The organism is Pseudomonas sp. Leaf15 (assembly GCF_001421425.1).
GTDB classification, from domain to species: Bacteria; Pseudomonadota; Gammaproteobacteria; order Pseudomonadales; family Pseudomonadaceae; genus Aquipseudomonas; species Aquipseudomonas salomonii.
Map to the genome: position 1 here is coordinate 152206 of NZ_LMKI01000036.1, position 21510 is coordinate 173715.

Here is a 21510-nt window from a genome sequence, read left to right on the forward strand (position 1 = left end):
TCAAGGGAAGGCGATGTGCATCAGTTCAGGTGGGCGTGCCATTCGGGCGGCAGGCTCAGGCCGCGCAGGCGCTGCAGTTGCGCCGGGCTGAGCAGGTCAAAGGCGATGGCTTTGGGCAAGCCAGGGGATACGGTGCGCGAGGCGGCGAGCTGTTCGTCGAGCAGGTCGAGGGCGAGCTGGTTGAGGGTCACGCTGTGGTGTTGCGCCAAGCCGGTCAGACGCCCGATGTCGAGGCCCATGCCGAGCGCCTTGAGCACCAGTTGGTGAAAGGCGCGTTCCGGGTAATGACGTGACGGGTAGGCGGTGTCGAGGGCGAGCGCGGCAAACACCTGCGGGTTGCTGGTGCGCCCGGCCTGCAACGCCAGCTCCAGGCACAGCCCGTCGCGGTCGAGCCAGTCGAGGGCGCTGAGCAGGGCGATTTTTTCCTGATCGTCGCCCCACAGGAACAGTTGGCGCAGCAGCGGCAACTGATCGTCTGCCGGCGTGTGTTCCAGCGCCTTGGCCACCACCAGCGCCCGTGCTGGTGCGACGACAGCGGCAGGCAACTTGCGTTTGCACTGGCCGCTCAGCAGCGCCGCCGTGGAAGCATGCGGTTGTTCTTCAAGCTGTGCATGCGCCTGCAACCACCAATGCAGTTGCGTGGCATCCAGCTGTTGAGTGAGGCTCAAGCGAAGGTCGGCGAGGTAATCCGGGCGCGTGTTCATGTCGGCTTGATCCAGCGCTGAAAGTGGGGAAGCAGGAAAAACACCAGCACACACACCAGGCTGCCCAACGGCTGGTTGGCCACCGCCAGCACCAGCGCATCGAACAACGGCAGCGCGGCCAAACCTGCGCCGATAAACGCGCGCACCTGGCGCTGTTGCGGGTGGGCCAGGTGTTTCCAGTAATGCCAGCCCAACCAGCCCAGCCACAGCAGCAATACCGGCCAGAACCACAGGTTGTTGGAGTAGAACGCCAGCGCCAGCGGGCTGAGCATCAACAGCAGTGGCAGGCGGCTGATCAGTTGGTTGCGATGCTCCTGGCGGGCCAGGTAGGTCAGGCCGCTGATGTACACGCCAAGCAGCATCGCGCACAGCCAGATCGGCTCCGGCGGCACCGCCAGGCTGGCAGCGGCGGTGAGGTACAGCGCCGAGCGGCAGGCGCCCATCAGCCACACGCTGTGGGCGTATTTTTTATGCAGCAGGTTGTAGCCAAAGATGCAGCCCACCAGCAGCAGCACGCCGCCGAGCAGCCAATGCGGCGTGTCGATCAAGCGGCTCAGGCCCAGCACCGCCGCTGCCGCGAGTACCAGCAGCAAGGCTGTGGCCACGCCGACTTGCTGGCGGCTGGCAAGTCCCAGGGTGATGGGGCGCGGGTTGTGGTGTTGCGCGTCCCAGTCGGCATCGAGCAGGTCATTCAAGAACATCCCGGCCAGGTACAGCAGCGATAAGGTGACCAGCAGCAGCCCCCACACCAGCGACGACGGCGGTGCCAGGGCTCCGGCGCTGCTGGCGAGCAGGGCGGCGGCCAGGGTGTTGGTCCACACCGTGGGCAGGTTGGACACGCGGCCGAGGGTCATCCAGGTTTTCATCGGGCTCATCGCGCGTAGCCCTCGCTGGCAGGCAGTGCCGGGCTGCCGTGGGCCGCCAGCCGTTGCAGCGCCGCGTGCATTTTTGCGCTGTCGATTGCATGCAGGTCCACCGATTGGCCGATGCCGGTGAGCATGGGGATCGACAGTTGCCCGCCCAAGTGCTGGCGAAACTCCTCCAGGCCGAGCAATAGCGGCGAGCGGCCTTGGGCATCGGTCACACTCAATTCCGGCGGGCACAGGTTGAAGCCCAGCGTGTGCAGCAGGCTCATTACCCGCTCAGTTTCGGTATCGCTCAACAGGCCCAGTGCGTTCGCGTAAAGCCCATCCAGCGCCATGCCCACGGCGACGGCTTCGCCATGGCGTAGCCGGTGGTGGCTGAGGTTTTCCAGCTTGTGCGCGGCCCAGTGCCCGTAGTCCAGCGGGCGACCGTTGCCGCGTTCGAACGGGTCACCGGCGCCGGTGATATGCCCCAGGTGCAGCTCGGCGCAACGGCGAATCGCATAGCGGCTGGCCGCGTGGTCGAAGTGGGCGAGGGCGCTGGCGTTGGCTTCCATCCACTCGAAGAACGCGGCGTCCTTGATCAGCGCCACTTTCGCCGCCTCGGCCAGCCCGGCGATCTGGTCGCGGCGGGTGAGGCTGGTGAGCAGTTGGAAGTCGTTGATCACGGCGGTGGCGGGGTAGAACGCGCCGAGCAGGTTCTTCTGGCCGAAGGCATTGATGCCGTTTTTGACGCCGATACCGGCATCGTTCTGGGCCAGCACCGTGCTGGGAATACGGATCAGCCGGATGCCCCGATGGAAGGTCGCGCAGGCGTAACCCACCGCATCCAGCACCGCGCCGCCGCCCAGGGCCAGCACGTAGCAATGCCGGTCCAGGCCGTGTTGCAGCATGTCGCTGTAGAGCTGCTGCAACACCTCTGAGGTTTTACTCAGTTCACCGGCGGGCACGGCGATAGGCGCGGCGAGCAACTGCAGATCGGCATGGGCTGCGAAGTAGGCGTCGATCTGGTCGCGCAACGCAGGCGCGCTGTGCAGCAGTTGCTCATCGGCGAACACCATCACTGTGACCGGCGCACGGTGCTGGGTGATGAGCTGGTGGTGCAGGCATGGGTTGAGCGGGTCGAACAGGTGGTCGGTGAAGATCACCGGGTAGTCATAGGCGACCGTGAACCGCCCACGCAGGGGCTGGTCCTCACTGGGCTTGCGCTTGAGCAAGCTGTAGATCGCCACAAACGCCAGTGGTAACACCATGCTGGCCAGCACCGTGACCAGCAATGAATTCTGCTCGATCAGGAAGGTGCCGATGGCCGTGTAGGCCAGCGCCAGGCCGGCATTGGCCAAGGTGGTGATCAACAAAAAAGCGCGCAGCGGATAGCGCTGCATCCCGGCGGCCACCACCGAGGTTTCCGCCAGCACCGGCACACCGCGCAGGCAAATCAACGACAGCGTGCCCAAGCGGTACGCCAACTGCCCGGGCGAGCGCTGATGCAAGCCAAGGCGGCCGGACAGCAAACGAAAATAACCGGCGCCCAGGGCATACCCCAGGCCTGCCCCCAGGCACAGCCCGATAAAGATCACCAGATAACCGCCGACACTGCCGAGCATGGCCACCGCCAGCAACGCCACCATGCTCGACGGCACGGGCAGCACCACGTCCAGCGCGAGCAGGGCAACCAGCAACAGGGCCAGGTTGAACGCCTGGGCAGGCGTGGACGGTTGGTACAGGTTGAGGTGAATCAGGAAGTCTTGGATCTGTTGTTCAAACAACAGAAAGCTGGCAACCACCAGCACAGAAAAACACACCAATGACAGCCAAAAATGTTCGGCTGGGCCCTTTTTCGTGAACGCACGATACCACCGGCTGCGCTTCATCAAAGCATCCCTTTTGAGTATTGAGACTTAAATTCCGTGTCTGTGCTTGCGCTGTTTTTAGAGCAATAAAACCCCTCACCTGGCGGGCAGGTTTTGTACGTAATGGCTGATGGCTTTCACGGTATTCATGAACGTAGCCGGTTGTGGTTGTTTTGCAAGTTTGTGCGCAAGGGAGTTTGAAAAGGGCGTTTTAGAGGAGAAGGTTTAGCGGTGATTATTCAATATTTACAATTAGTTGTATGGCTTTTATGGCGGCGTCAAGAAGCTGTTGTTGATGACCGTTGCAAGTAAAAAGTTGAGTTCAAAAACGTGAGGTTTGTTTGGTGAATTATTGCGGCTAGCTATAACAAGTTTATGTGCGCGTAGTTGTCGAGAACTGTTCCGTTTAATGCGATGTGCATCCAAAGAACTCAAATACTCAGCAGGACCATTGTGGGAGCGGGCTTGCTCGCGAAAGCGCAGTGTCAGTCAGCACATATGTGGCTGACCCACCGCATTCGCGAGCAAGCCCGCTCCCACATTTTTTACCGCGTTTATGCCATTGCCTTGGCAGGTTTCAGGCACTCGATAGAGCGATCCACCGTGGTGCGGGCCAGCTCCAGCAAATGCCACACCGCCAGAATCTTCGCGCGTTCGGGGCTGGCGAGCATTTCACTGCAATTGAGCGTGGTGGCCGAAGCGCTGTCGAGCAGGCTGGCGGTGTAGAGCAAGGCGTCTTCAAAGCTCAGGTCTTCGATCACGCTGTGAACGCCGGGGGTGGGCAGGTAATGGTCGAGGGCGCGGTTGAAGGCGGCGCGGTCTTTGGCACAATTGCGGGGTGGGTCGGGAACAATTTTCTTCATCGTTTAGTACCTGTCTGGTCAAGGAGCCGACACGCTTCGCGACTAAACGAGGGTGGCGGCTGTACGCAGGTTAGTCGACCGGTCAGAACAGGAACCCGGCGCACCCGAAGGCGCCCTGCGCACAGCCACCATAAACTTCGGAGGACGATGCACCTGTTCTGAAACCGGGCGACTAAACCCGATCACTGATGAGCAGTGACGGATCGCAGACTAGCCATCGATTCCAACAGGCACAAGGCGGCAGGGATTGTCTAGGAAACGTCCTGCAATGATCAGCCACACGGAGCAGCGCCACAGATCCAATGTGGGAGCTGGCTTGCCTGCGATAACGGTGTATCAGTTAGAAAATCAGGTACAGATATACCGCCATCGCAGGCAAGCCAGCTCCCACATTTTTTTACCGCGTTTAAGCCATTGCCTTGGCAGGCTTCAGGCACTCGATAGAGCGATCCACCGTGGTGCGGGCCAGCTCCAGCAAATGCCACACCGCCAGGATCTTCGCGCGTTCGGGGCTGGCGAGCATTTCACTGCAATTGAGTGTGGTGGCCGAAGCGCTGTCGAGCAGGCTGGCGGTGTAGAGCAAGGCGTCTTCAAAGCTCAGGTCTTCAATCACGCTGTGAACGCCTGGGGTGGGCAGATAATGGTCGAGGACGCTGTTGAAGGCGGCGCGGTCTTTGGCGCAATTGCGGGGTGGGTCGGGGACAACTTTTTTCATGGTGTAACTCCTATTGAACCAGAGAGCTATCACCTGCGCTGCTAAACGAGGGTGGTAGCTGTACGCGGGTTAGCAGACCGGTCAATAGGAAAACCAGCGCACCCGAAGATGCCCCACGCACAGCCACCATAAATGCAGCGGTGAACCGTATACCTATTGAAGTCAGGCTGCTAAACCCGATCACTGATGAGCAGTGACGGATCGCAGACTAGCCATCGATTCCAACAGGCACAAGGCGGCAGGGATTGTCTAGGAAACGTCCTGCAATAACCATGTCGAAAGGCCACTGATTGATCGGCCACATGGAGCAACAGTTACACTGTTTTCAGTCACGCCGCAGATCCAATGTGGGAGCTGGCTTGCCTGCGATAGCGGTATACCTGCACCTGATTTTTTGGCTGATACACCGCTATCGCAGGCAAGCCAGCTCCCACATTTTTTTGACCGTGTTCAAGCCATTGCCGCTAGAAGGGACGCACCGCGCTGGCTCTGCCTCATCCCACAAACCGAAACCCACCCGACAGTTTCTCCTTCAGATACCCCACCAACGCACTCACCGACTTGGGCACATGCGGCGAATACGGGCGGATCAAGTAGATCTCATCGGCAAATGCGCCCTTGAGTGTCCAGCCCTTGAGCACGTGTACCAACTTGCCGCTGGCCAGCGCCGCCTGGGCGCTGAAATCCGGGAGCAGGGCGATGCCCAGGTGGTTGAGCGCCGAGTCGCGCAGGGCTTCGCTGTTGTTGGTGGAAAAGCTGCCGGCGATGGGCACGGTGGTGCGTTCGACTTTTTTGCCGCCGCGCTCGAATGTCCAGGCCGGCTGGTCGGCGCCACGTGGGTAGTAGAGGCAGTTGTGGGCGCTGAGGTCGGCAGGCTCGCGGGGTTCGCCGTGGCGTTGCAGGTAGTCCTGGGTGGCGACCAGCACCGAGCCGGTGTCGCATAACTTCCACGCCACATGGGTCTCCGGCACCTGGAAGCCATGGCGCACCGCCAGGTCGTAACCTTCGGCTGCCAGTGAACTCAGGGCATCCGACACGTCCAGCTGTATGCGCACTTGCGGGTATAGCTGTAAAAACTCCGACAGATGCGGCACCAATTGCTGCCGCGCAAATGCCACCGGCGCGGTGAGGCGCACCAGCCCGCGAATCTCCCCGGCCGAGTCGCGCACCGACGAGAAGCTGCGGGCGATGTGTTCGTAAGCACTGCGCACTTCGCGGGTCAACGACAGCCCCGCATCAGTGAGCCTCACACTGCGCGTGGTGCGGGTGACCAGGCGGGTGCCGGTGGCCTTTTCCAGGTCCGAGATGCGCTGGCTGACCGCCGACTTGCTCACCCCCAGGCGCGCGGCGGCGGCGGTGTAGGTGCCTTGCTCTTCGAGCACCGACAACCAGTGAATATGGGTCCACAGCCCTTCGATCTCGGATTTTTCCATGGTGCTATTGTTCGCTCACAAGGACAATAAGTTCAGGATTCTGCTCTGGTTTGGAACAAACTGAAAGCCTATCGTGTGCCTCAACGCTATCCACCAGGGATCACCTGCCATGACCAGCACGATCGAGCACTACATCAACGACCAACGCGTGAGCCGCGATGATCGCTATCAGGACGTCTACAACCCAGCCACCGGCGAAATCACCGGCCGCGTCGCCCTGGCCAGCCGCCAGACCGTCGGTGAAGCCGTCGCCGCTGCCCAGGCCGCGTTCGCCGGTTGGGCCGACACACCGCCAATCCGCCGCGCTCGTGTGTTGTTCGAGTACCTGCACTTGCTGCGTGAACGCAAGGACGACCTGGCGCGCATCATCGTCGCCGAGCACGGCAAAGTCTTCACCGATGCCCAGGGTGAAGTCGACCGTGGCATCGATATTCTGGAATTCGCCTGCGGCATTCCCAACCTGCTCAAGGGCGAGCATTCCGACCAGGTTTCCCGTGGCATGGACAACTGGACGATGCGCCAGCCCTTGGGGGTGGTGGCGGGCGTCACGCCGTTCAACTTCCCGGTGATGGTGCCGATGTGGATGTACCCGATCGCCATCGCGGCGGGCAACACCTTTATCCTCAAGCCCAGCCCGACCGACCCGAGCGCCTCGCTGTTCATGGCCGAGCTGCTGCGTGAAGCCGGCCTGCCCAAAGGCGTGTTCAACGTGGTGCAGGGCGACAAGGAATCGGTGGATGCCCTGCTCGAACACCCGGACGTCAAGGCCATGAGCTTCGTCGGCTCCACGCCGATTGCCCAATACATCTACGAAACCGGCGCACGCAACGGCAAGCGCGTACAAGGCCTGGGCGGCGCGAAAAACCACATGGTGGTGATGCCCGACGCCGATATCGAAAAAACCGTGGATGCGCTGATGGGCGCCGCCTACGGCAGTGCCGGCGAGCGTTGCATGGCGATTTCCGTCGCCGTGTTGGTCGGTGATGTGGGTGACAAAGTCATCGCGTCCTTGACCGAGCGCGCCAAGCACCTGCGCATCACCGACGGCCGCGATTTGAAGGCTGAAATGGGCCCGATCGTGTCGCGTGCTGCACTGGAACGCATCAGCGGCTACATCGAACAAGGCGTGCAAGCCGGCGCGCAATTGCTGCTCGACGGGCGTGATTACGTGCCAACCGAGGCCGGCTTGGAAAACGGCTTCTGGCTCGGCGCGACCTTGTTCGACCACGTGACAAAAGACATGAGCATCTACCGCGAAGAAATCTTCGGCCCGGTGCTGGCCTGCGTGCGCGTGAATGACTTTGCCGAGGCGATCAAGCTGGTCAACGACCACGAGTTCGGCAACGGCGTCAGCTGCTTTACCCGCGACGGCAACATCGCCCGCGAATTCGCCCGGCGCATCGAAGTGGGCATGGTCGGCATCAACGTGCCGATTCCGGTACCGATGGCCTGGCACGGCTTTGGTGGCTGGAAGAAGAGTCTGTTTGGCGACATGCATGCCTACGGCACTGAGGGTGTGCGTTTTTACACCAAGCAGAAGTCGATCATGCAGCGCTGGTCGGAGAGCATCGAGCAGGGCGCGGAGTTTGCGATGCCGGTGTCCAAGTAACTTAAATACACCGCAGGTCAATTGTGGGAGCTGGCTTGCCAGCTCCCACTTTTTTTACCGCGTTTAAGCCATAGCCCTGGCGGGCTTCAGGCATTCGATGGAGCGATCCACCGTGGTCCTGGCCATTTCCAGCAGCGTGTTGACGGCGTACTCGATATCTAATACTGTATATAAACACAGTGTTTAAGCGCTGATCAGCCAACCTCGGCATCACCAGCCACGCCAAACACTGTGTGCAAGTTAACGGATTAACTTGAATGCGCGGGCTCGCACTGTCGAGCCGCTTTTTATGAAAGAGAGGGATCTCATGTCGTATCCAGAAAGCAAGCTCACCGGCTTGACCGGTTTCGCCCTTGCGGCAAAAGTCACCGGTGGCTGGGCGGGCCAGGTGGTCAGTATCACCACGCTGGACCAACTCAAAGCCAATATTGGCGACACCACCCCGCGGGTGCTGGTGATCAACAGCAATATCTCGGCGGCAAGCCTGACCAAGGTGAACATGGGGGCTAACAAGACCCTGATCGGCTCCTTCCAGAACCGCACGCTGGAGAACATCCACCTGCGTGCCACGGCGCAGTCGCAGAATATTATTCTGCAAAACATTATCTTCAAGCATTCGGCAAGTATTAAGGCCAATGACGATATCCAGGTGTACCTGAACTATGGCAGTCAATACTGGATCGACCATTGCTCTTTTGTCGGCCACAACTGGTCTACCACGGACGGCAGTGAAGATAAACTGGTGTATATCGGTGAAAAGGCCGACTACGCGACCATCAGCAACTGCTTTTTCGGCAACCACAAATACGGTTTGATCTTCGGTCACCCGGCCGATGACAACAAATCGGAGTTTAATGGCTACCCGCGTCTTACCCTGTGCCATAACCGCTTTGACAACATGGAAGTGCGCGCGCCGGGTTTGATGCGCTACGGTTATTTCCACGTGTATAACAACTACGTGAATAACTTCCATCTGGGTTTTACCCTGGCACAGAACGCCAATATCCTTTCTGAAAGCAATTACTTCGGCGAGGGCAGCCAGAATAACGGCATGTTGGACGATAAAGGCACTGGCACGTTCACCGACACCAACAGTGTGCCCGCCATCACCCGCCAGAAGTCGCCTAATGCCAAGTGGACAGCGCGTTCCAACTATAACTACACCTTGAAAACCGCCGCTCAGGCCAAGGAATTCACGCAAAAGAACGCGGGCGCTCAGGCGGTAGCGCTGGTGTTTGGTAGTTGAGTAGCTAGCTTTCTATTGATCAGGTTATTCATACGCAGTGCCACTGTTTTTATATCAAGGATATCAATACAGTGATGGCACTTGTGGCTTAAATAATTCTTCATGTTGTGATCGATAGGTTGCATGTTAAACCTTGTTTTGCACTTATAGGGCTAATAATGGCTCGCTCTTTTCAGTCGGCATCAAGTTGCTGGCTGTGAGTGTTATTTAATCTTCGCTTGTCACTAAAGCGTCAGTAAAAGGACATCATCATGAAACATGCGAATCACACACCCACTCGTTGGACTCGGGCCGATGCGCTTAAAGTTAATGAAAATGACCCGACGACCACACAGCCGTTAGTGAGTCCTGACTTTCCTGTCATGAGTGACACCGTGTTTATTTGGGACACCATGCCATTGCGTGAACTGGATGGCACAGTGGTATCGGTCGATGGTTGGTCGGTTATCTTCACCTTGACTGCAGACCGTCGCCCGCATGATCCGCAATTTATCAACGCCGATGGCCGTTACGACATCAAGCGTGATTGGGAAGACCGCCACGGCCATGCGCGCATTTGCTACTGGTACTCACGCACCGGCAAGGACTGGGTCTTCGGCGGCCGCGTGATGGCCGAAGGGGTTTCGCCGACCACTCGTGAATGGGCAGGCACGCCGATCCTGATTAACAACCACGGCGATATCGACCTGTATTACACCTGCGTAACCCCGGGGGCCACCATTGCCAAGGTCAGGGGCCGGGTGGTCACCTCCGACAGCGGCGTTACCCTTGAGGGCTTTACTGAAGTCAAACCGCTGTTCGATGCCGACGGCACGTATTACCAGACCGAAGCGCAGAACGCGACGTGGAACTTTCGCGACCCCAGCCCGTTTATCGACCCCAACGACGGCAAGTTGTACATGGTGTTTGAAGGCAATGTCGCGGGTGAGCGCGGCACTCACGCGGTGGGCCCGGATGAACTCGGTCTGGTGCCGCCAGGGCATGAAGATGTCGGCGGTGCGCGGTATCAGGTCGGTTGCATTGGCATCGCCGTGGCCAAGGACCTCAGCGGTGAAGAATGGGAAATCCTGCCGCCACTGGTGACGGCGGTTGGCGTAAACGATCAAACCGAACGCCCGCATTACGTGTTCCAGGACAACCAGTACTACCTGTTTACCATCAGTCACAAGTTCACCTACGCGGACGGCGTGACGGGGCCGGATGGTGTCTACGGTTTTGTGAGCGAGCATCTGTTTGGCCCCTATACGCCGATGAATGGCTCGGGGTTGGTACTTGGCAACCCACCGTCGCAGCCGTTCCAGACGTATTCCCATTGCGTGATGCCCAATGGCCTGGTGACGTCGTTTATCGACAGCGTGCCCACCACCGGCGACGACTACCGCATCGGCGGCACAGAGGCGCCCACCGTGAGGATTGTATTGAAGGGTGACCGTTCGTTTGTGCAGGAGGCCTACGACTACGGTTACATCCCGCCAATGCGTGATGTTGTGCTGAGTTAATCGACCCGCCAATAAGAAGCCACTCATTCGAGTGGCTTTTTTATGGCTGTGAGTCAGCGCCGCCCGGCCCGGGTACTCACATCCACCCACACCGCCAGCACCAGAATGCTGCCCTTCACAATCATCTGCCAGTAGCTGTCCACGTCCAGCATCGACATGCCGTTGTCCAGGCTGGTAATCACCAGCGCCCCGAGCAACGCGCCATACACCGTGCCGGAGCCGCCGCGCATGGAGGTACCGCCGATAAAACACGCGGCAATCGCATCCAGTTCGCCCATATTGCCCGCCGACGGCGAACCCGCAGCCAGGCGTGCGGTGTTGACCAGGCCGGCGAGGGCGCACATCACGCCCATGATGCCGAAGATCCACAGTTTTACCGCCTGCACGTTAATGCCCGACAGGCGTGTGGCTTCCATATTGCTGCCCACCGCGTACACGCGGCGGCCGAACACGGTCTGGCTGGTGACGTAGCTGAACACGCCGAGCAGCACCAGCAACAGCAGCACCGGCACGGGGATGCCGTCGTAGCTGTTGAGGGTGGTGACGAACCCGGCCAGCACTGCGCCGATCACAGCCACGCGCAACAGGTCACGCACCAACGAATGCGCCGCCAGGCCATGCAGCGCGCGGTTGCGCCGTTGCTTCCAGGTCAGGAACAGGGTCAAGGCAAACAGCAACACGCCCAGCCCCACGCCGACGGCATGCGGCAAATACCCCTGGCCCACATACACCAGCGACGGCGACACCGGCGCAATGGTGGTGCCGCCGGTAATCCCCAGCAGAATCCCGCGAAACGCCAACATGCCGCCCAGGCCGACAATGAACGAGGGGATCCGCAGGTAGGCGGTCATGTAGCCGTTGGCCAGGCCGATCATCAAGCCGCACAGCGCCACCAGGCTCAGGTTGGCCAGCAGCGGAATGTGGTAGACGACGTCCAGGATCGCCGCCAGCCCGCCCAATAACCCCAGCAGTGAACCCACCGACAAATCGATCTCGCCGCTGATGATCACCAGCACCATGCCGCACGCCAGGATCCCGGTGATCGACATCTGCCGCAGCAGGTTGGACAGGTTGCGCGGCGTGAGAAAGCCACCCTCGGTCTGCCAGCTGAAAAACACCCAGATGATCGCCACCGCAATCACCAGGGCGAGCATTTTGTAGCGGGTAAAAAGCAGTTTGACCTGATTCATCTACGCGGTTTTCCGGTTGTTATTGTTGTGGCTGAGCGCGGCGGCGAGCACCTGTTCCTGGGTGAGCCCTTCATTGATGAAATCGCCGCGCAACTGGCCGTCGCCAATCACCAGTACGCGGTTGGAAACCCCCAGCACTTCGGCCAGTTCCGAAGAGACCATGATGATCGACACGCCTTCGGCGGCCAGCGCGCCCATCAGTTTGTAGATCTCGTATTTGGCGCCCACATCCACGCCGCGCGTGGGCTCGTCGAGGATCAGCACCCGGGGCTTGGCCATGAGCATTTTCGCCAGCACGGCCTTTTGCTGGTTGCCGCCGGACAGGCTGGTGATCGGCAAAAACGGGCTGGCGGTTTTGAGGTGCAGGCGCGCGATTTGCTGGTCGATGCTGCCAAGCTCAGCTTCGGCGTCGATGCGGGTCATATGGGCGTAGCGGTCGAGCACCGCCAGGGTGATGTTCTGGCCCACGCCGAAGTCGGGGATGATGCCTTGGCGCTTGCGGTCTTCGGGCACCATGCACAGGCCGGCGCGGATCGATTTGAGCGGCGTGCGCGTGTCGATCAGTTGCCCGTCCAGCCATACTTCGGCGCTGTAGCGGCCGGGGTAGGCGCCGAACAAGGCCGACACCAGTTCCGTGCGCCCGGCACCCACCAGCCCGGCAATGCCGAGGATTTCCCCGCGCTTGAGCACGAAAGAAACATCGTCCACGCGTTTGCGCTTGGGGTTGTCGACGTCATAGCAGGTGACGTTGCGTGCCTCGAAAATCACCTCGCCGACTGCATGGGGCTCGGTGGGGTAAAGGTTGCTCATTTCGCGGCCGACCATCTGCGTGATGATCTGCGCGATATCCATGTCGGCCATGGCCGTGGTCGCGATGTGCTTGCCATCGCGAATCACGGCGATGGTGTCGCACACGGCCGCCACCTCATCGAGCTTGTGGGAGATGTACACGCAGGCCACGCCCTTGGCCTTGAGGCCCCGGATAATGTCGAGCAGCACTTCGATTTCCGAACGGGTCAGGGCCGAGGAGGGCTCGTCGAGGATCAACAGGCGCGCCTGTTTGTTCAGGGCCTTGGCGATTTCCACCAGTTGCTGGTAACCGCCGCCATACTGCGACACCGGCAGCGCCACGTTCATGTCCGGCACCTTGAGTTCGCGCATCAGCGCTTCGGCACGCTGCAGCATGGCTGGGTAGTTCATGCGCCCGCCGGGCAAGGTCAGTTCGTGGCCCATGAAGATGTTTTCGGCCACCGACAAGTCCGGCACCAGGGTCAGCTCCTGGTGAATGATGACGATGCCGGCGGCCTCGGTTTCGCTGATGGAATGGGCTTTGAGCGGCTGCCCGTCCCAGAGGATTTCGCCTTCCCAGGTGCCATACGGGTAGACCGCCGACAGCACCTTCATCAAGGTGGATTTACCGGCACCGTTTTCACCGCACAGGCCGACGCATTCCCCCGGCCGTACCTTGATATCGATGCCGTTCAGGGCGTTGACACCGCCAAACGTTTTGACGATGCCGTTCATTTGCAGCAAGTAGTCGGCCATGGCGGTCACTGCCCGGCAATCTGCTCTTTGGTATAGAAACCGTCCTTCTCCAACAGGTCGATATTGGCCTTGGTCAGTGGGGTCGGCGTGAGCAGGATGGTGTCGACTTTTTTGCTGCCATTGTCGTATTGCGAGCTGTAGGTGGGTTTTTCGTTGCGTGCCAGTTGCACCGAGAGTTTGGCGGCTTCGGTGGCGATCAGCTTGAGCGGCTTGTACACGGTCATGGTCTGGGTGCCGTCGATCACGCGCTTGACGGCGGCAAGGTCGGCGTCCTGGCCGGAGATTGGCACCTTGCCCGCCAGCTTCTGCGCGGCCAGGGCCTGGATCGCGCCGCCGGCGGTAGCATCGTTGGAGGCCACAATGGCGTCAATCTTGTTGTCGTTTCGGGTCAGGGCGTTTTCGACGATGCTCAGGGCCTCGGTGGGGTTCCATTCCTTGACCCACTGCTGGCCGACAATCTTGATGTCGCCCTTGTCGATGGCCGGCTGCAGCACCTTCATCTGGCCTTCGCGCAGTACCTTGGCGTTGTTGTCGGTGGGTGCGCCGCCGAGCAAAAAGTAGTTGCCCTTGGGCGCCGCTTGCAGCACGCCGTTGGCCTGCATCTCACCGACTTTTTCGTTATCGAAAGAGATATAGGCGTCAATGTCGGCGTTGAGGATCAGGCGGTCATAGGACACCACCTTGATCCCGGCCTTCTTGGCTTCGGCGACGGCGTTGGTCAGCACGGTGGCGTTGAACGGCACGATAACGATCACGTCAACGCCGCGAGAGATGAGGTTTTCGATCTGGGAGATTTGCTTCTGCTCGTTGGCATCGGCCGACTGCACGAACACCTTGGCATCGAGTTTTTCGGCGGCGGCGACGAAGTAGTCGCGGTCGCGGGACCAGCGCTCCAGGCGCAGGTCGTCAATGGAAAATCCGATTTTCGGGTGGGCGGAGTCGGCCATCACCGGCAGGGCGAGCAGGGCCAGGGCAGAGGCGAGCAGGGTACGTTTGAATGCTTTCATGGTGGTGCGTCCTTTTATTGTTGTTGGAAAGACACTGATTTGATGAATGTACCGTACCTGTGGCGAGCGGGCTTGTGTGGCGAGCGGGCTTGCCCCGCGTTGGGCTGCGAAGCGGCCCCAAAACCAGACAATGCGGTGTATCAGTTAAAACCGAGTTGCCAGTAACAGGGGCCGCTTCGCGCCCCAACGCGGGGCAAGCCCGCTCGCCACAGAGGTCCGCTCGCCACAAAAGCAGCGGGCGGTCAGGTGTAGATAAACCGGTTGACCACGCCTTCAAGCATCTCCTGACGGCCACTCACGGCCTGCGGGTTCAGCTCATGGGCAAACGCGTGCTCAGCCAAAGATTCCAGGCTGAATTCACCGGTCAACACCGCTTGGCCCAAGGGCTGCTGCCACCCGGCATAACGCTGGTCCTTGAACTGCTGCAAGCGGTCGTTCTGCACCATCGCCGCTGCGCGTTCCAGGGACAGGGCCAGTACATCCATGGCAGCGACATGCCCGTGGAACAGGTCAACCTCATCCAGGCTCTGGCGGCGCACCTTGGAATCAAAATTGTAGCCGCCGTTCTTGAAGCCCCCGGCCTTGAGGATTTCATAGGTGGCCAGGGTCATTTCCTCGACACTGTTGGGGAACTGGTCGGTGTCCCAGCCGTTCTGCGGGTCGCCACGGTTGGCGTCGATGCTGCCGAAAATCCCCAGGGACACGGCGGTGGCAATTTCATGGTGAAAACTGTGCCCGGCCAGGGTCGCGTGGTTGGCCTCGATATTCACTTTGATCTCGTGTTCCAGGCCGAACTCATGCAGGAAGCCGAACACCGTGGCGCTGTCGTAATCGTACTGGTGCTTGGTCGGCTCCTGGGGCTTGGGTTCGATCAGCAGATCACCCTTAAAGCCGATCTTGTACTTGTGCTCCACCACCATGCGCATAAAGCGCCCGAGCTGTTCGCGCTCGCGCTTGAGGTCGGTGTTGAGCAGGGTTTCATAGCCTTCACGGCCGCCCCACAACACGTAGTTGGCACCCTTGAGGCGTTGGGTGGCATTCATCGCGCTGAACACTTGAGCGGCCGCGTAGGCGAACACCTCCGGGTCCGGGTTGCTGGCGGCGCCGGCGGCAAAACGCGGGTGGCTGAAGCAGTTGGCGGTGCCCCACAGCAACTGGATGCCGGTCTGTTCCTGATGACGCTCAAGGTGGTCGACCATCTGGGCGAAGTGGTTGCGGTATTCCTTGAGTGAGCTGCCCTCGGGCGCCACATCGGTGTCGTGAAAGCTGTAGTAATCAATGCCCAGTTTGGAGAAAAACTCGAACGCCGCTTCAGCCTTGCCGATGGCCACGTCCATCGGCTCGCCGCTGCGCTGCCACGGGCGCTTGAAGGTGCCCATGCCGAACATGTCCGCCCCCGGCCACACAAAGGTGTGCCAGTAGCAGGCAGCCATGCGCAGGTGTTCACGCATGGGCTTGCCGAGGATCAGTTTGTTGGCATCGTAATGGCGAAAGGCGAGAGGGGCGTCGCTGCTGGGGCCTTCGAAGCGAACCTTCTCGACACCTGGGAAGTACGGCATGGCGTTTTCCTTATTGTTCTTGGCGGTGCCCCGATACTAGCAACGGCATCGGGACTGCCGATTATGAAAATCACCAAGACGTAGTGCGATTTTGACCAGCCAGGGCTAGTCTGTAGCGACCGGCCCCAGGATAAAAACAATGCAAACCCTACCGCCCGTGCACCGCATCGCCCTGTTGTTCAACGGCAGCAAAATTTACGACCGCGGCATCATTACTGGCATCGGCAATTACCTGAGCAGCACGCGTGTGTCCTGGGACTTGTTCCTGGAGGAAGATTTCTTGTGCCGCTTGAGAGGCATCGAGCGCTGGCAGGGCGACGGCATCATTGCCGACTTCGACGACCCGCTGATCGGCGAGGCGCTCGCCGATATTCATTTGCCGGTGGTGGCGGTGGGCGGCTCCTATCAGGATGCACGCGCCTACCCCAAGGGCATTCCCTATGTGGCCACCGATAACCATGCGCTGATCAAGTTGGCGTACGAACACTTGATCGAAGCAGGGCTGACCCGCTTTGCCTGTTTCAGCCTGCCCGAAGCCCAGGCCAACCGCTGGGCGCAGGAGCGCGAGAAAGCCTTTCGCCGCCTGATGCAACGCGATGGTTTGCAGGTTGAGATTTACCGTGGGCTGGGCACCAGCGCGCCGCTGTGGGACAGCGCGGTGGAGCAGCAGATTGCCTGGCTGCAAGCCTTGCCCAAGCCCATCGGCATCATCGCCGTCACCGACGCCCGCGCCCGGCAATTGCTGCAAGCCTGCCTCACCGCCGGCATCGCGGTGCCGGAAGAAGTGGCGTTGATCGGCATCGACAACGACCCGCTGACCCGTACCCTCACGCGCGTGCCGCTCAGCTCGGTGATCCAGGGCACCGAAACCATGGGCCGCACGGCCGCCGCGCTGCTGCACCAGATGCTGCACGGCAAACCCTGCGCGGGCACGCAGATCCTGGTGCCGCCGGATGCGATCAATGTGCAGGCCTCCAGTTTGCATCAACCCTTGGGCAACCCGTATGTGATGCAGGCGTTGCTGTTTATTCGCCAGTACGCCTGCCAGGGCATCAAGACCGCGCAAGTGGCGGCGTATGTGGGTGTGTCGCGCTCATCCCTGGAGTCGCACTTTCGCAAGGTGCGCGGGTGCAGCGTGCATGACGAGATTCTGCGCTTCAAACTTGCGGCAGCGGCCAAGGGCCTGGAAAACCACACGCTGGCGATTGCCGACATTGCCCAGGAGTGCGGCTTCAAATCGGCGCAGTACCTGCACACGGTGTTTCGGCGAGAGTTTGGCTGTACGCCGCGCGAGTACCAGCACGGCGCAAGTGTTCCTTGAAGTGAGATCGTTGAGATCGTTCCCACGTTCCACGTGGGAATGCATCCCGTGACGCTCCGCGTCACACAGGCGCAGGTGGCGGGACGCGGAGCGTCCCATGATGCATTCCCACGCGGAGCGTGGGAACGATCCTCATTTCAGGCCTTTAGAAGACGGCTTTGACCTGCAAACCCAGCACCAGCGCGTTATCGATGCTCTCACCGGAGAACGCCCCCGGCTCGATGATGTATTGCACATCCGGGCGCAGCGTCAGCCACGGCGTGGCCTGGTAGCCATAACTGAGTTCGATCAATTGCTCGGCATTGTTCAGGTTGGGGTAGTCCGTACCGGCATTGAACGCCGCCAACTCTTGCACGTCACGGCTGCGTGGGTTCGGCACCGCACGGCCATAACCCAGGGCGACGGTGTCGCGTGGGCGGCCTTCAAACGGCTTGTACAACACCACGCCTGCGCCGTACCACTTGCTGAACGGCGAGGCGGCTTCGCTGGCCGCCGAGTATTGGCCGAAGGCGTGCAGCACACGGCCTGCGGATGTGCTGGATGCCCAGACGGCCTGGTCGATCAGCAGGTAGTGACCGCCACGACCGTTGACATCTTTGTTGCTGCCGATGCGCTTCACATTGGAGCTGTCGTAGTAATAGCCCAGCTTGTACTCACCCGGCAGCGTGCCCGCATGTTTGTACACCAGTTCTATCGGCACCACGGTGCCGGTGGTGTGTTTGGGGTCCAGGCGCCAGGCACGGCTGGAGTTGCCGTTGCTGTCAGGGTCGACATTGAATGCCGCCACGCGCAGTTGCCAGTTCGGCGAAAAGTCGTATTTCACCCGCGCACCCAGGCGTGCATTCGGGTAGTTGGTCCAACCGCTGCCGCCGGACATGTTCAGCGGGTGCCCGCAGAAACCGGCATTCATGAAATTGCACAGGATGCCGCTGTCGAGGCCGCCGAGGTCGTTGCCCATCGCCATGTAACCGAGCTTGATGTTCAGCGCGGGCGTGAACAGCGTGCGCTCATAGCTCAGCTCGGTGAGACGGGTGTAGAGGCCGCCGTAGTTTTCCTGGATCGGCAGGCGGTTGCCCACCAGGTCTTCGGAGGCGCTGTTGCCGCGCCGGTCGTTGATGGTCAGTTGAATGCGCTCGCCATTGGTCAAGCCGTAGAGCTTGCCGAGGTCGAACTGCACACCGAGCTTGATGTTTTGCGAGTAGCGCGCCGAGCGGTGTTGGCCGCCGTCGGCGTTGTAGGCGGTCTCGCCGCTGTAGTCGCCGGTGAAGCGGATGCCTTGCTCGTCGAGTTCACGGCGCAGGCCGCCCCAGTCGCCGGTGAGGGTGGTGTCGTCGGCTTGAACGGGCAGGGCGGCAGCAAAGGCCAGGCCCAGCACCAGGCGGCCCAAGGGCATAGGAGAAGTAAGGGTCATGCGCGGACTTCCAAACTGCATGTATAGAAAGGCGCGCGCGGTGCGGGGAGCACCGCGCGAACAGAGGGACGTTATGGCAGGGCGTAGGCGATGACGTAGTCGCCACGGTCAGTGGACTGACGCGCACCGCCGGCGGTGATGACGATGTATTGCTTGCCGGTTTTGGGCGACACATAGGTCATCGGGCCGCCCTGGCTGCCTACTGGCAGGCGGGCTTTCCAGACTTCATCACCGTTGCCGCTGTTGAAGGCGCGCAGGTAGAAGTCCTGGGTGCCGGCGATAAAAATCAGCCCGCCCTGGGTCGACAAGGTGCCGCCCAGCGTCGGCAGGCCGACCTTGATCGGCAGGTGCATGCGGATGCCCAGCGGGCCGGTGTCCTCAACAGTGCCGACCGGCACTTGCCAGGCGATCTGCTGAGTCTTCATGTCGATGGCGGTCAGGGTGCCGAACGGCGGCGCCTGGCACGGAATGCCGGCCACCGACAGGAAGCGGTTCTTGTTCACCGCATACGGCGTGCCCTTGAGCGGCACGGCGCCCATGCCGGTGTTCAGCGCTTCACCACCGGAGGCGGCCTGGGCCTTGTTCTGCGACGGCACCATCTGAATCCACAGGCCCAGACGCATGTCATTGACGAAGATGAAACCGTGTACCGGGTCGGTGGAGATACTGCCCCAGTTCATGCCGCCCAAAGAGCCCGGGAAGCTCAGCGACTTGTCGGTGCCTGGCGCGGTGTACAGGCCTTCGTAGCGCATGCCCTTGAAGTCGATGCGGCACAGCAATTGGTCGAACGGCGTGGCGCCCCACATGTCCGATTCGGTCAGCGTCTGCGCGCCGATCTGTGGCATGCCCACCGATTTAGGCTGGGTCAGCGAGTAAGGCTCGTTGGGAATGTTGGCGGCCTTGACCGGTACTTCCTTCACGTCGGTCAGCGGCTTGCCGGTGGCGCGGTCGAGCACATAGATCTGCCCGGCCTTGGTGCCGATCACTACCGCCGGTACGGCCTTGTCGCTGCCCGGCGGGGTGAAGTCGATCAGGCTCGGCTGCATCGGCAGGTCGAAGTCCCACAGGTCATTGTGGACGGTCTGGTACACCCACTTTTCTGCACCGGTGGAGGCGTCCAGCGCCAGCACCGAAGCGCCGTATTTGTGGTTCAGTTGGGTCCGTTCAACGCCGTAGATGTCGGTGGACGAGCTGCCCATCGGCAGGAAAATCGTGTTCATCAGCGGGTCATAAGACATCGGTGCCCAGCTGTTCGGCGTGCTGCGCACGTAGGTGCTGCCCGCTGCCGGGGCTTGCTTGTCTTCGGGGTTACCCGGGTCGAAGGCCCAGCGCATCTGGCCGCTGATCACGTCGAAGCCGCGGATCACACCGCCGGGCATATCGGTTTGCACGTTATCCGCCACGCGGCCGCCAACCACCACGGTGGTGCCGGCGATCAGGGGCGCAGAGGAAAGTTGGTAGTAGCTGTCGGGAACATTGCCCAGGCCGGCCTTGAGGTCCACCTGGCCGTGTGTGCCGAAGTCTTCGCAGAACTTGCCGGTGTCGGCGTCCACCGCGATCAGGCGCGCATCAATGGTGTTGGTCAGCAAGCGGCGCTGGCATTGCGCGCCGGCTGGTACGCTGGCAGCAATGATCGGCGAACTGTTTGGCTGGGTGGGCTGGGCAATCGGCGCAGTCGCATCGAAATACGCCATGCCACGGCAACGCTGCCAGACCGCCGATTTGGCGTTGACTTCGTTCTTCCACAGCTCTTTGCCGGTGTCGGCGTCCAGGGCGATCAGGTTGTTGTGCGGCGTGCAGATAAACACTTTGTTGCCGATCTGCAGGGGCGTCAGTTGGTCTTCGGCGCCGTTGCCGTCGCTGATGGCCACGTCGCCGGTGTGGTAGGTCCACGCCACTTTGAGTTTATTGACGGTGTCGCGGTTGATCTGATCCAGCGCCGCAAAACGGCTGCCACCTTCGGTGTTGCCGTAATGCGCCCAATCTTTCTGCGCATCGGCGGCGGCCACTGGCGTGACGCCAGGGCCTTTGCCGGTGGGCGCAACGCTTGGGTGCGCCACGAACATATTGCCCGCCGCTACCGCCACACCCACTGCCAGCACGGCGGCAACGCCATAGGCGCCGCGCGCCGGTCGGCCGGCCAGCAGCGGATACACCAGCGCCACCACCAGGCCGATCACGGCAAACATGAACAGCCGCGAGAACAGCGGCCAGTACACCAGGCCCACGTCCGCAATCGCCCACACGGCGGTGCCAACCAGGAACGCGGCGAACAGCCAGGCACCCGCGGGCTTGCGCCGCGCGATCAACAAGCCGGAAACGGCCATGGCCACGCCACCGACCAGGAAGTACCAGGAACCGCCGAGGCTGACCAGCTTGGCGCCGCCCACAGCCAGCGCTACGCCGAGCAGGGCGATAACCACGCCAAGGCCCAGCAGGAGAAATCTAGAGGCGCCAGCGGCGCGCGATGCTCTTTTCATGTCGACAGGACTCGAAGGTGAGAGGGCAAAGACGCGATTTTAGCAATATAAGTAACCAGTTAGTACATTGTGCTGCGTAATAGTCTTTTACAAATGCGGGCACAACAGCAAAGTCCGGTTCGCAGGGGCATCGATGCGAACACAGATGTCCCAGCGTCAAAAATCGAGTGGTTGAAGCAAAAGCCAGATCAAGTGCAAAGCCAAAGCCTGTC

16 protein-coding genes are annotated in these 21510 nt (G+C 60.9%); 4 read left to right on the forward strand and 12 right to left on the reverse strand.

Features of this window, described 5'->3' with window-relative positions:
• Positions 1–20: 20 nt before the first annotated feature.
• The 6 genes from ASE80_RS28405 to ASE80_RS28430 form a co-directional block, all read right to left on the reverse strand.
• Positions 21–704 (reverse strand): EboA domain-containing protein, encoded by a 684-nt coding sequence (locus ASE80_RS28405; protein ID WP_056861835.1) that lies wholly within the window; start codon positions 702–704, stop codon positions 21–23.
• Positions 701–1570: a UbiA family prenyltransferase gene (locus tag ASE80_RS28410; protein WP_056861836.1), complete on the reverse strand. Its 870-nt coding sequence runs from the start codon at positions 1568–1570 to the stop codon at positions 701–703. The genes ASE80_RS28405 and ASE80_RS28410 overlap by 4 nt, the downstream gene beginning before the upstream one ends.
• A 5-nt stretch (positions 1571–1575) precedes the next feature.
• Positions 1576–3441, reverse strand: a complete 1866-nt coding sequence (locus ASE80_RS28415) for a 3-dehydroquinate synthase (protein ID WP_056861837.1) — start codon at positions 3439–3441, stop codon at positions 1576–1578.
• A gap of 533 nt (positions 3442–3974) precedes the next feature.
• A complete protein-coding gene (locus ASE80_RS28420) occupies positions 3975–4283 on the reverse strand; it encodes a DUF6124 family protein (RefSeq protein ID WP_056861838.1) in 309 nt (102 codons plus the stop codon).
• 406 nt (positions 4284–4689) lie between these two features.
• On the reverse strand, positions 4690–4998 hold the full coding sequence (locus tag ASE80_RS28425) for a DUF6124 family protein (protein WP_056861839.1): 309 nt from the start codon (positions 4996–4998) through the stop codon (positions 4690–4692).
• A gap of 494 nt (positions 4999–5492) precedes the next feature.
• Complete coding sequence (locus ASE80_RS28430; protein WP_056861840.1) at positions 5493–6431, reverse strand: LysR family transcriptional regulator; 939 nt, start codon at positions 6429–6431, stop codon at positions 5493–5495.
• Between the two features lie 109 nt (positions 6432–6540).
• Here ASE80_RS28430 and ASE80_RS28435 point away from each other — a divergent pair, with 109 nt between their 5' ends.
• From ASE80_RS28435 to ASE80_RS28445, 3 genes are all read left to right on the forward strand, one after another.
• Positions 6541–8040, forward strand: a complete 1500-nt coding sequence (locus ASE80_RS28435) for a CoA-acylating methylmalonate-semialdehyde dehydrogenase (protein ID WP_056861841.1) — start codon at positions 6541–6543, stop codon at positions 8038–8040.
• 307 nt (positions 8041–8347) lie between these two features.
• Positions 8348–9286, forward strand: a complete 939-nt coding sequence (locus ASE80_RS28440; RefSeq protein WP_056861842.1) for a pectate lyase family protein — start codon at positions 8348–8350, stop codon at positions 9284–9286.
• 251 nt (positions 9287–9537) lie between these two features.
• A complete protein-coding gene (locus ASE80_RS28445; RefSeq protein ID WP_056861843.1) occupies positions 9538–10785 on the forward strand; it encodes a glycoside hydrolase family 68 protein in 1248 nt (415 codons plus the stop codon).
• A 53-nt stretch (positions 10786–10838) separates the two neighbouring features.
• Here ASE80_RS28445 and ASE80_RS28450 read toward each other — a convergent pair whose 3' ends face one another.
• From ASE80_RS28450 to xylA, 4 genes are all read right to left on the reverse strand, one after another.
• Positions 10839–11975, reverse strand: a complete 1137-nt coding sequence (locus ASE80_RS28450; protein WP_056861844.1) for a sugar ABC transporter permease — start codon at positions 11973–11975, stop codon at positions 10839–10841.
• Positions 11976–13520 carry a D-xylose ABC transporter ATP-binding protein gene (gene xylG, locus ASE80_RS28455; protein WP_177336543.1) on the reverse strand — a complete coding sequence of 515 codons (1545 nt, stop codon included), beginning with the start codon at positions 13518–13520 and terminating at the stop codon, positions 11976–11978.
• Between the two features lie 5 nt (positions 13521–13525).
• Positions 13526–14527 carry a D-xylose ABC transporter substrate-binding protein gene (gene xylF, locus ASE80_RS28460; protein WP_056861846.1) on the reverse strand — a complete coding sequence of 334 codons (1002 nt, stop codon included), beginning with the start codon at positions 14525–14527 and terminating at the stop codon, positions 13526–13528.
• Between the two features lie 242 nt (positions 14528–14769).
• The gene (gene xylA / locus ASE80_RS28465) at positions 14770–16086 is read right to left on the reverse strand and encodes a xylose isomerase (RefSeq protein WP_056861847.1); all 1317 of its coding nucleotides are present in this window, start codon (positions 16084–16086) and stop codon (positions 14770–14772) included.
• A 139-nt stretch (positions 16087–16225) separates the two neighbouring features.
• Between xylA and ASE80_RS28470 the strand changes: the two genes are divergently transcribed.
• Positions 16226–17407: a XylR family transcriptional regulator gene (locus ASE80_RS28470; protein ID WP_056861848.1), complete on the forward strand. Its 1182-nt coding sequence runs from the start codon at positions 16226–16228 to the stop codon at positions 17405–17407.
• Positions 17408–17552: 145 nt separating this feature from the next.
• Here ASE80_RS28470 and ASE80_RS28475 read toward each other — a convergent pair whose 3' ends face one another.
• Entirely contained in the window at positions 17553–18818 is a 1266-nt protein-coding gene (locus tag ASE80_RS28475) for a carbohydrate porin (protein ID WP_056861849.1), read from the reverse strand.
• A 71-nt stretch (positions 18819–18889) separates the two neighbouring features.
• Positions 18890–21298 (reverse strand): glucose/quinate/shikimate family membrane-bound PQQ-dependent dehydrogenase, encoded by a 2409-nt coding sequence (locus ASE80_RS28480; protein ID WP_056861850.1) that lies wholly within the window; start codon positions 21296–21298, stop codon positions 18890–18892.
• Positions 21299–21510: the final 212 nt, after the last annotated feature.

What these genes read in the sequence shown, in the direction of transcription:
- ASE80_RS28480 (WP_056861850.1), bottom strand. Translation starts at nt 21,298, where the DNA reads ATGAAAAGAGCATCGCGCGCCGCTGGCGCCTCTAGATTTCTCCTGCTG.
- ASE80_RS28410 (WP_056861836.1), bottom strand. Translation starts at nt 1,570, where the DNA reads ATGAAAACCTGGATGACCCTCGGCCGCGTGTCCAACCTGCCCACGGTG.
- ASE80_RS28415 (WP_056861837.1), bottom strand. Translation starts at nt 3,441, where the DNA reads ATGAAGCGCAGCCGGTGGTATCGTGCGTTCACGAAAAAGGGCCCAGCC.
- ASE80_RS28475 (WP_056861849.1), bottom strand. Translation starts at nt 18,818, where the DNA reads ATGACCCTTACTTCTCCTATGCCCTTGGGCCGCCTGGTGCTGGGCCTG.
- xylG (WP_177336543.1), bottom strand. Translation starts at nt 13,520, where the DNA reads ATGGCCGACTACTTGCTGCAAATGAACGGCATCGTCAAAACGTTTGGC.
- ASE80_RS28470 (WP_056861848.1), top strand. Translation starts at nt 16,226, where the DNA reads ATGCAAACCCTACCGCCCGTGCACCGCATCGCCCTGTTGTTCAACGGC.
- ASE80_RS28440 (WP_056861842.1), top strand. Translation starts at nt 8,348, where the DNA reads ATGTCGTATCCAGAAAGCAAGCTCACCGGCTTGACCGGTTTCGCCCTT.
- ASE80_RS28435 (WP_056861841.1), top strand. Translation starts at nt 6,541, where the DNA reads ATGACCAGCACGATCGAGCACTACATCAACGACCAACGCGTGAGCCGC.
- ASE80_RS28405 (WP_056861835.1), bottom strand. Translation starts at nt 704, where the DNA reads ATGAACACGCGCCCGGATTACCTCGCCGACCTTCGCTTGAGCCTCACT.
- ASE80_RS28425 (WP_056861839.1), bottom strand. Translation starts at nt 4,998, where the DNA reads ATGAAAAAAGTTGTCCCCGACCCACCCCGCAATTGCGCCAAAGACCGC.
- xylA (WP_056861847.1), bottom strand. Translation starts at nt 16,086, where the DNA reads ATGCCGTACTTCCCAGGTGTCGAGAAGGTTCGCTTCGAAGGCCCCAGC.
- ASE80_RS28445 (WP_056861843.1), top strand. Translation starts at nt 9,538, where the DNA reads ATGAAACATGCGAATCACACACCCACTCGTTGGACTCGGGCCGATGCG.
- ASE80_RS28450 (WP_056861844.1), bottom strand. Translation starts at nt 11,975, where the DNA reads ATGAATCAGGTCAAACTGCTTTTTACCCGCTACAAAATGCTCGCCCTG.
- xylF (WP_056861846.1), bottom strand. Translation starts at nt 14,527, where the DNA reads ATGAAAGCATTCAAACGTACCCTGCTCGCCTCTGCCCTGGCCCTGCTC.
- ASE80_RS28430 (WP_056861840.1), bottom strand. Translation starts at nt 6,431, where the DNA reads ATGGAAAAATCCGAGATCGAAGGGCTGTGGACCCATATTCACTGGTTG.
- ASE80_RS28420 (WP_056861838.1), bottom strand. Translation starts at nt 4,283, where the DNA reads ATGAAGAAAATTGTTCCCGACCCACCCCGCAATTGTGCCAAAGACCGC.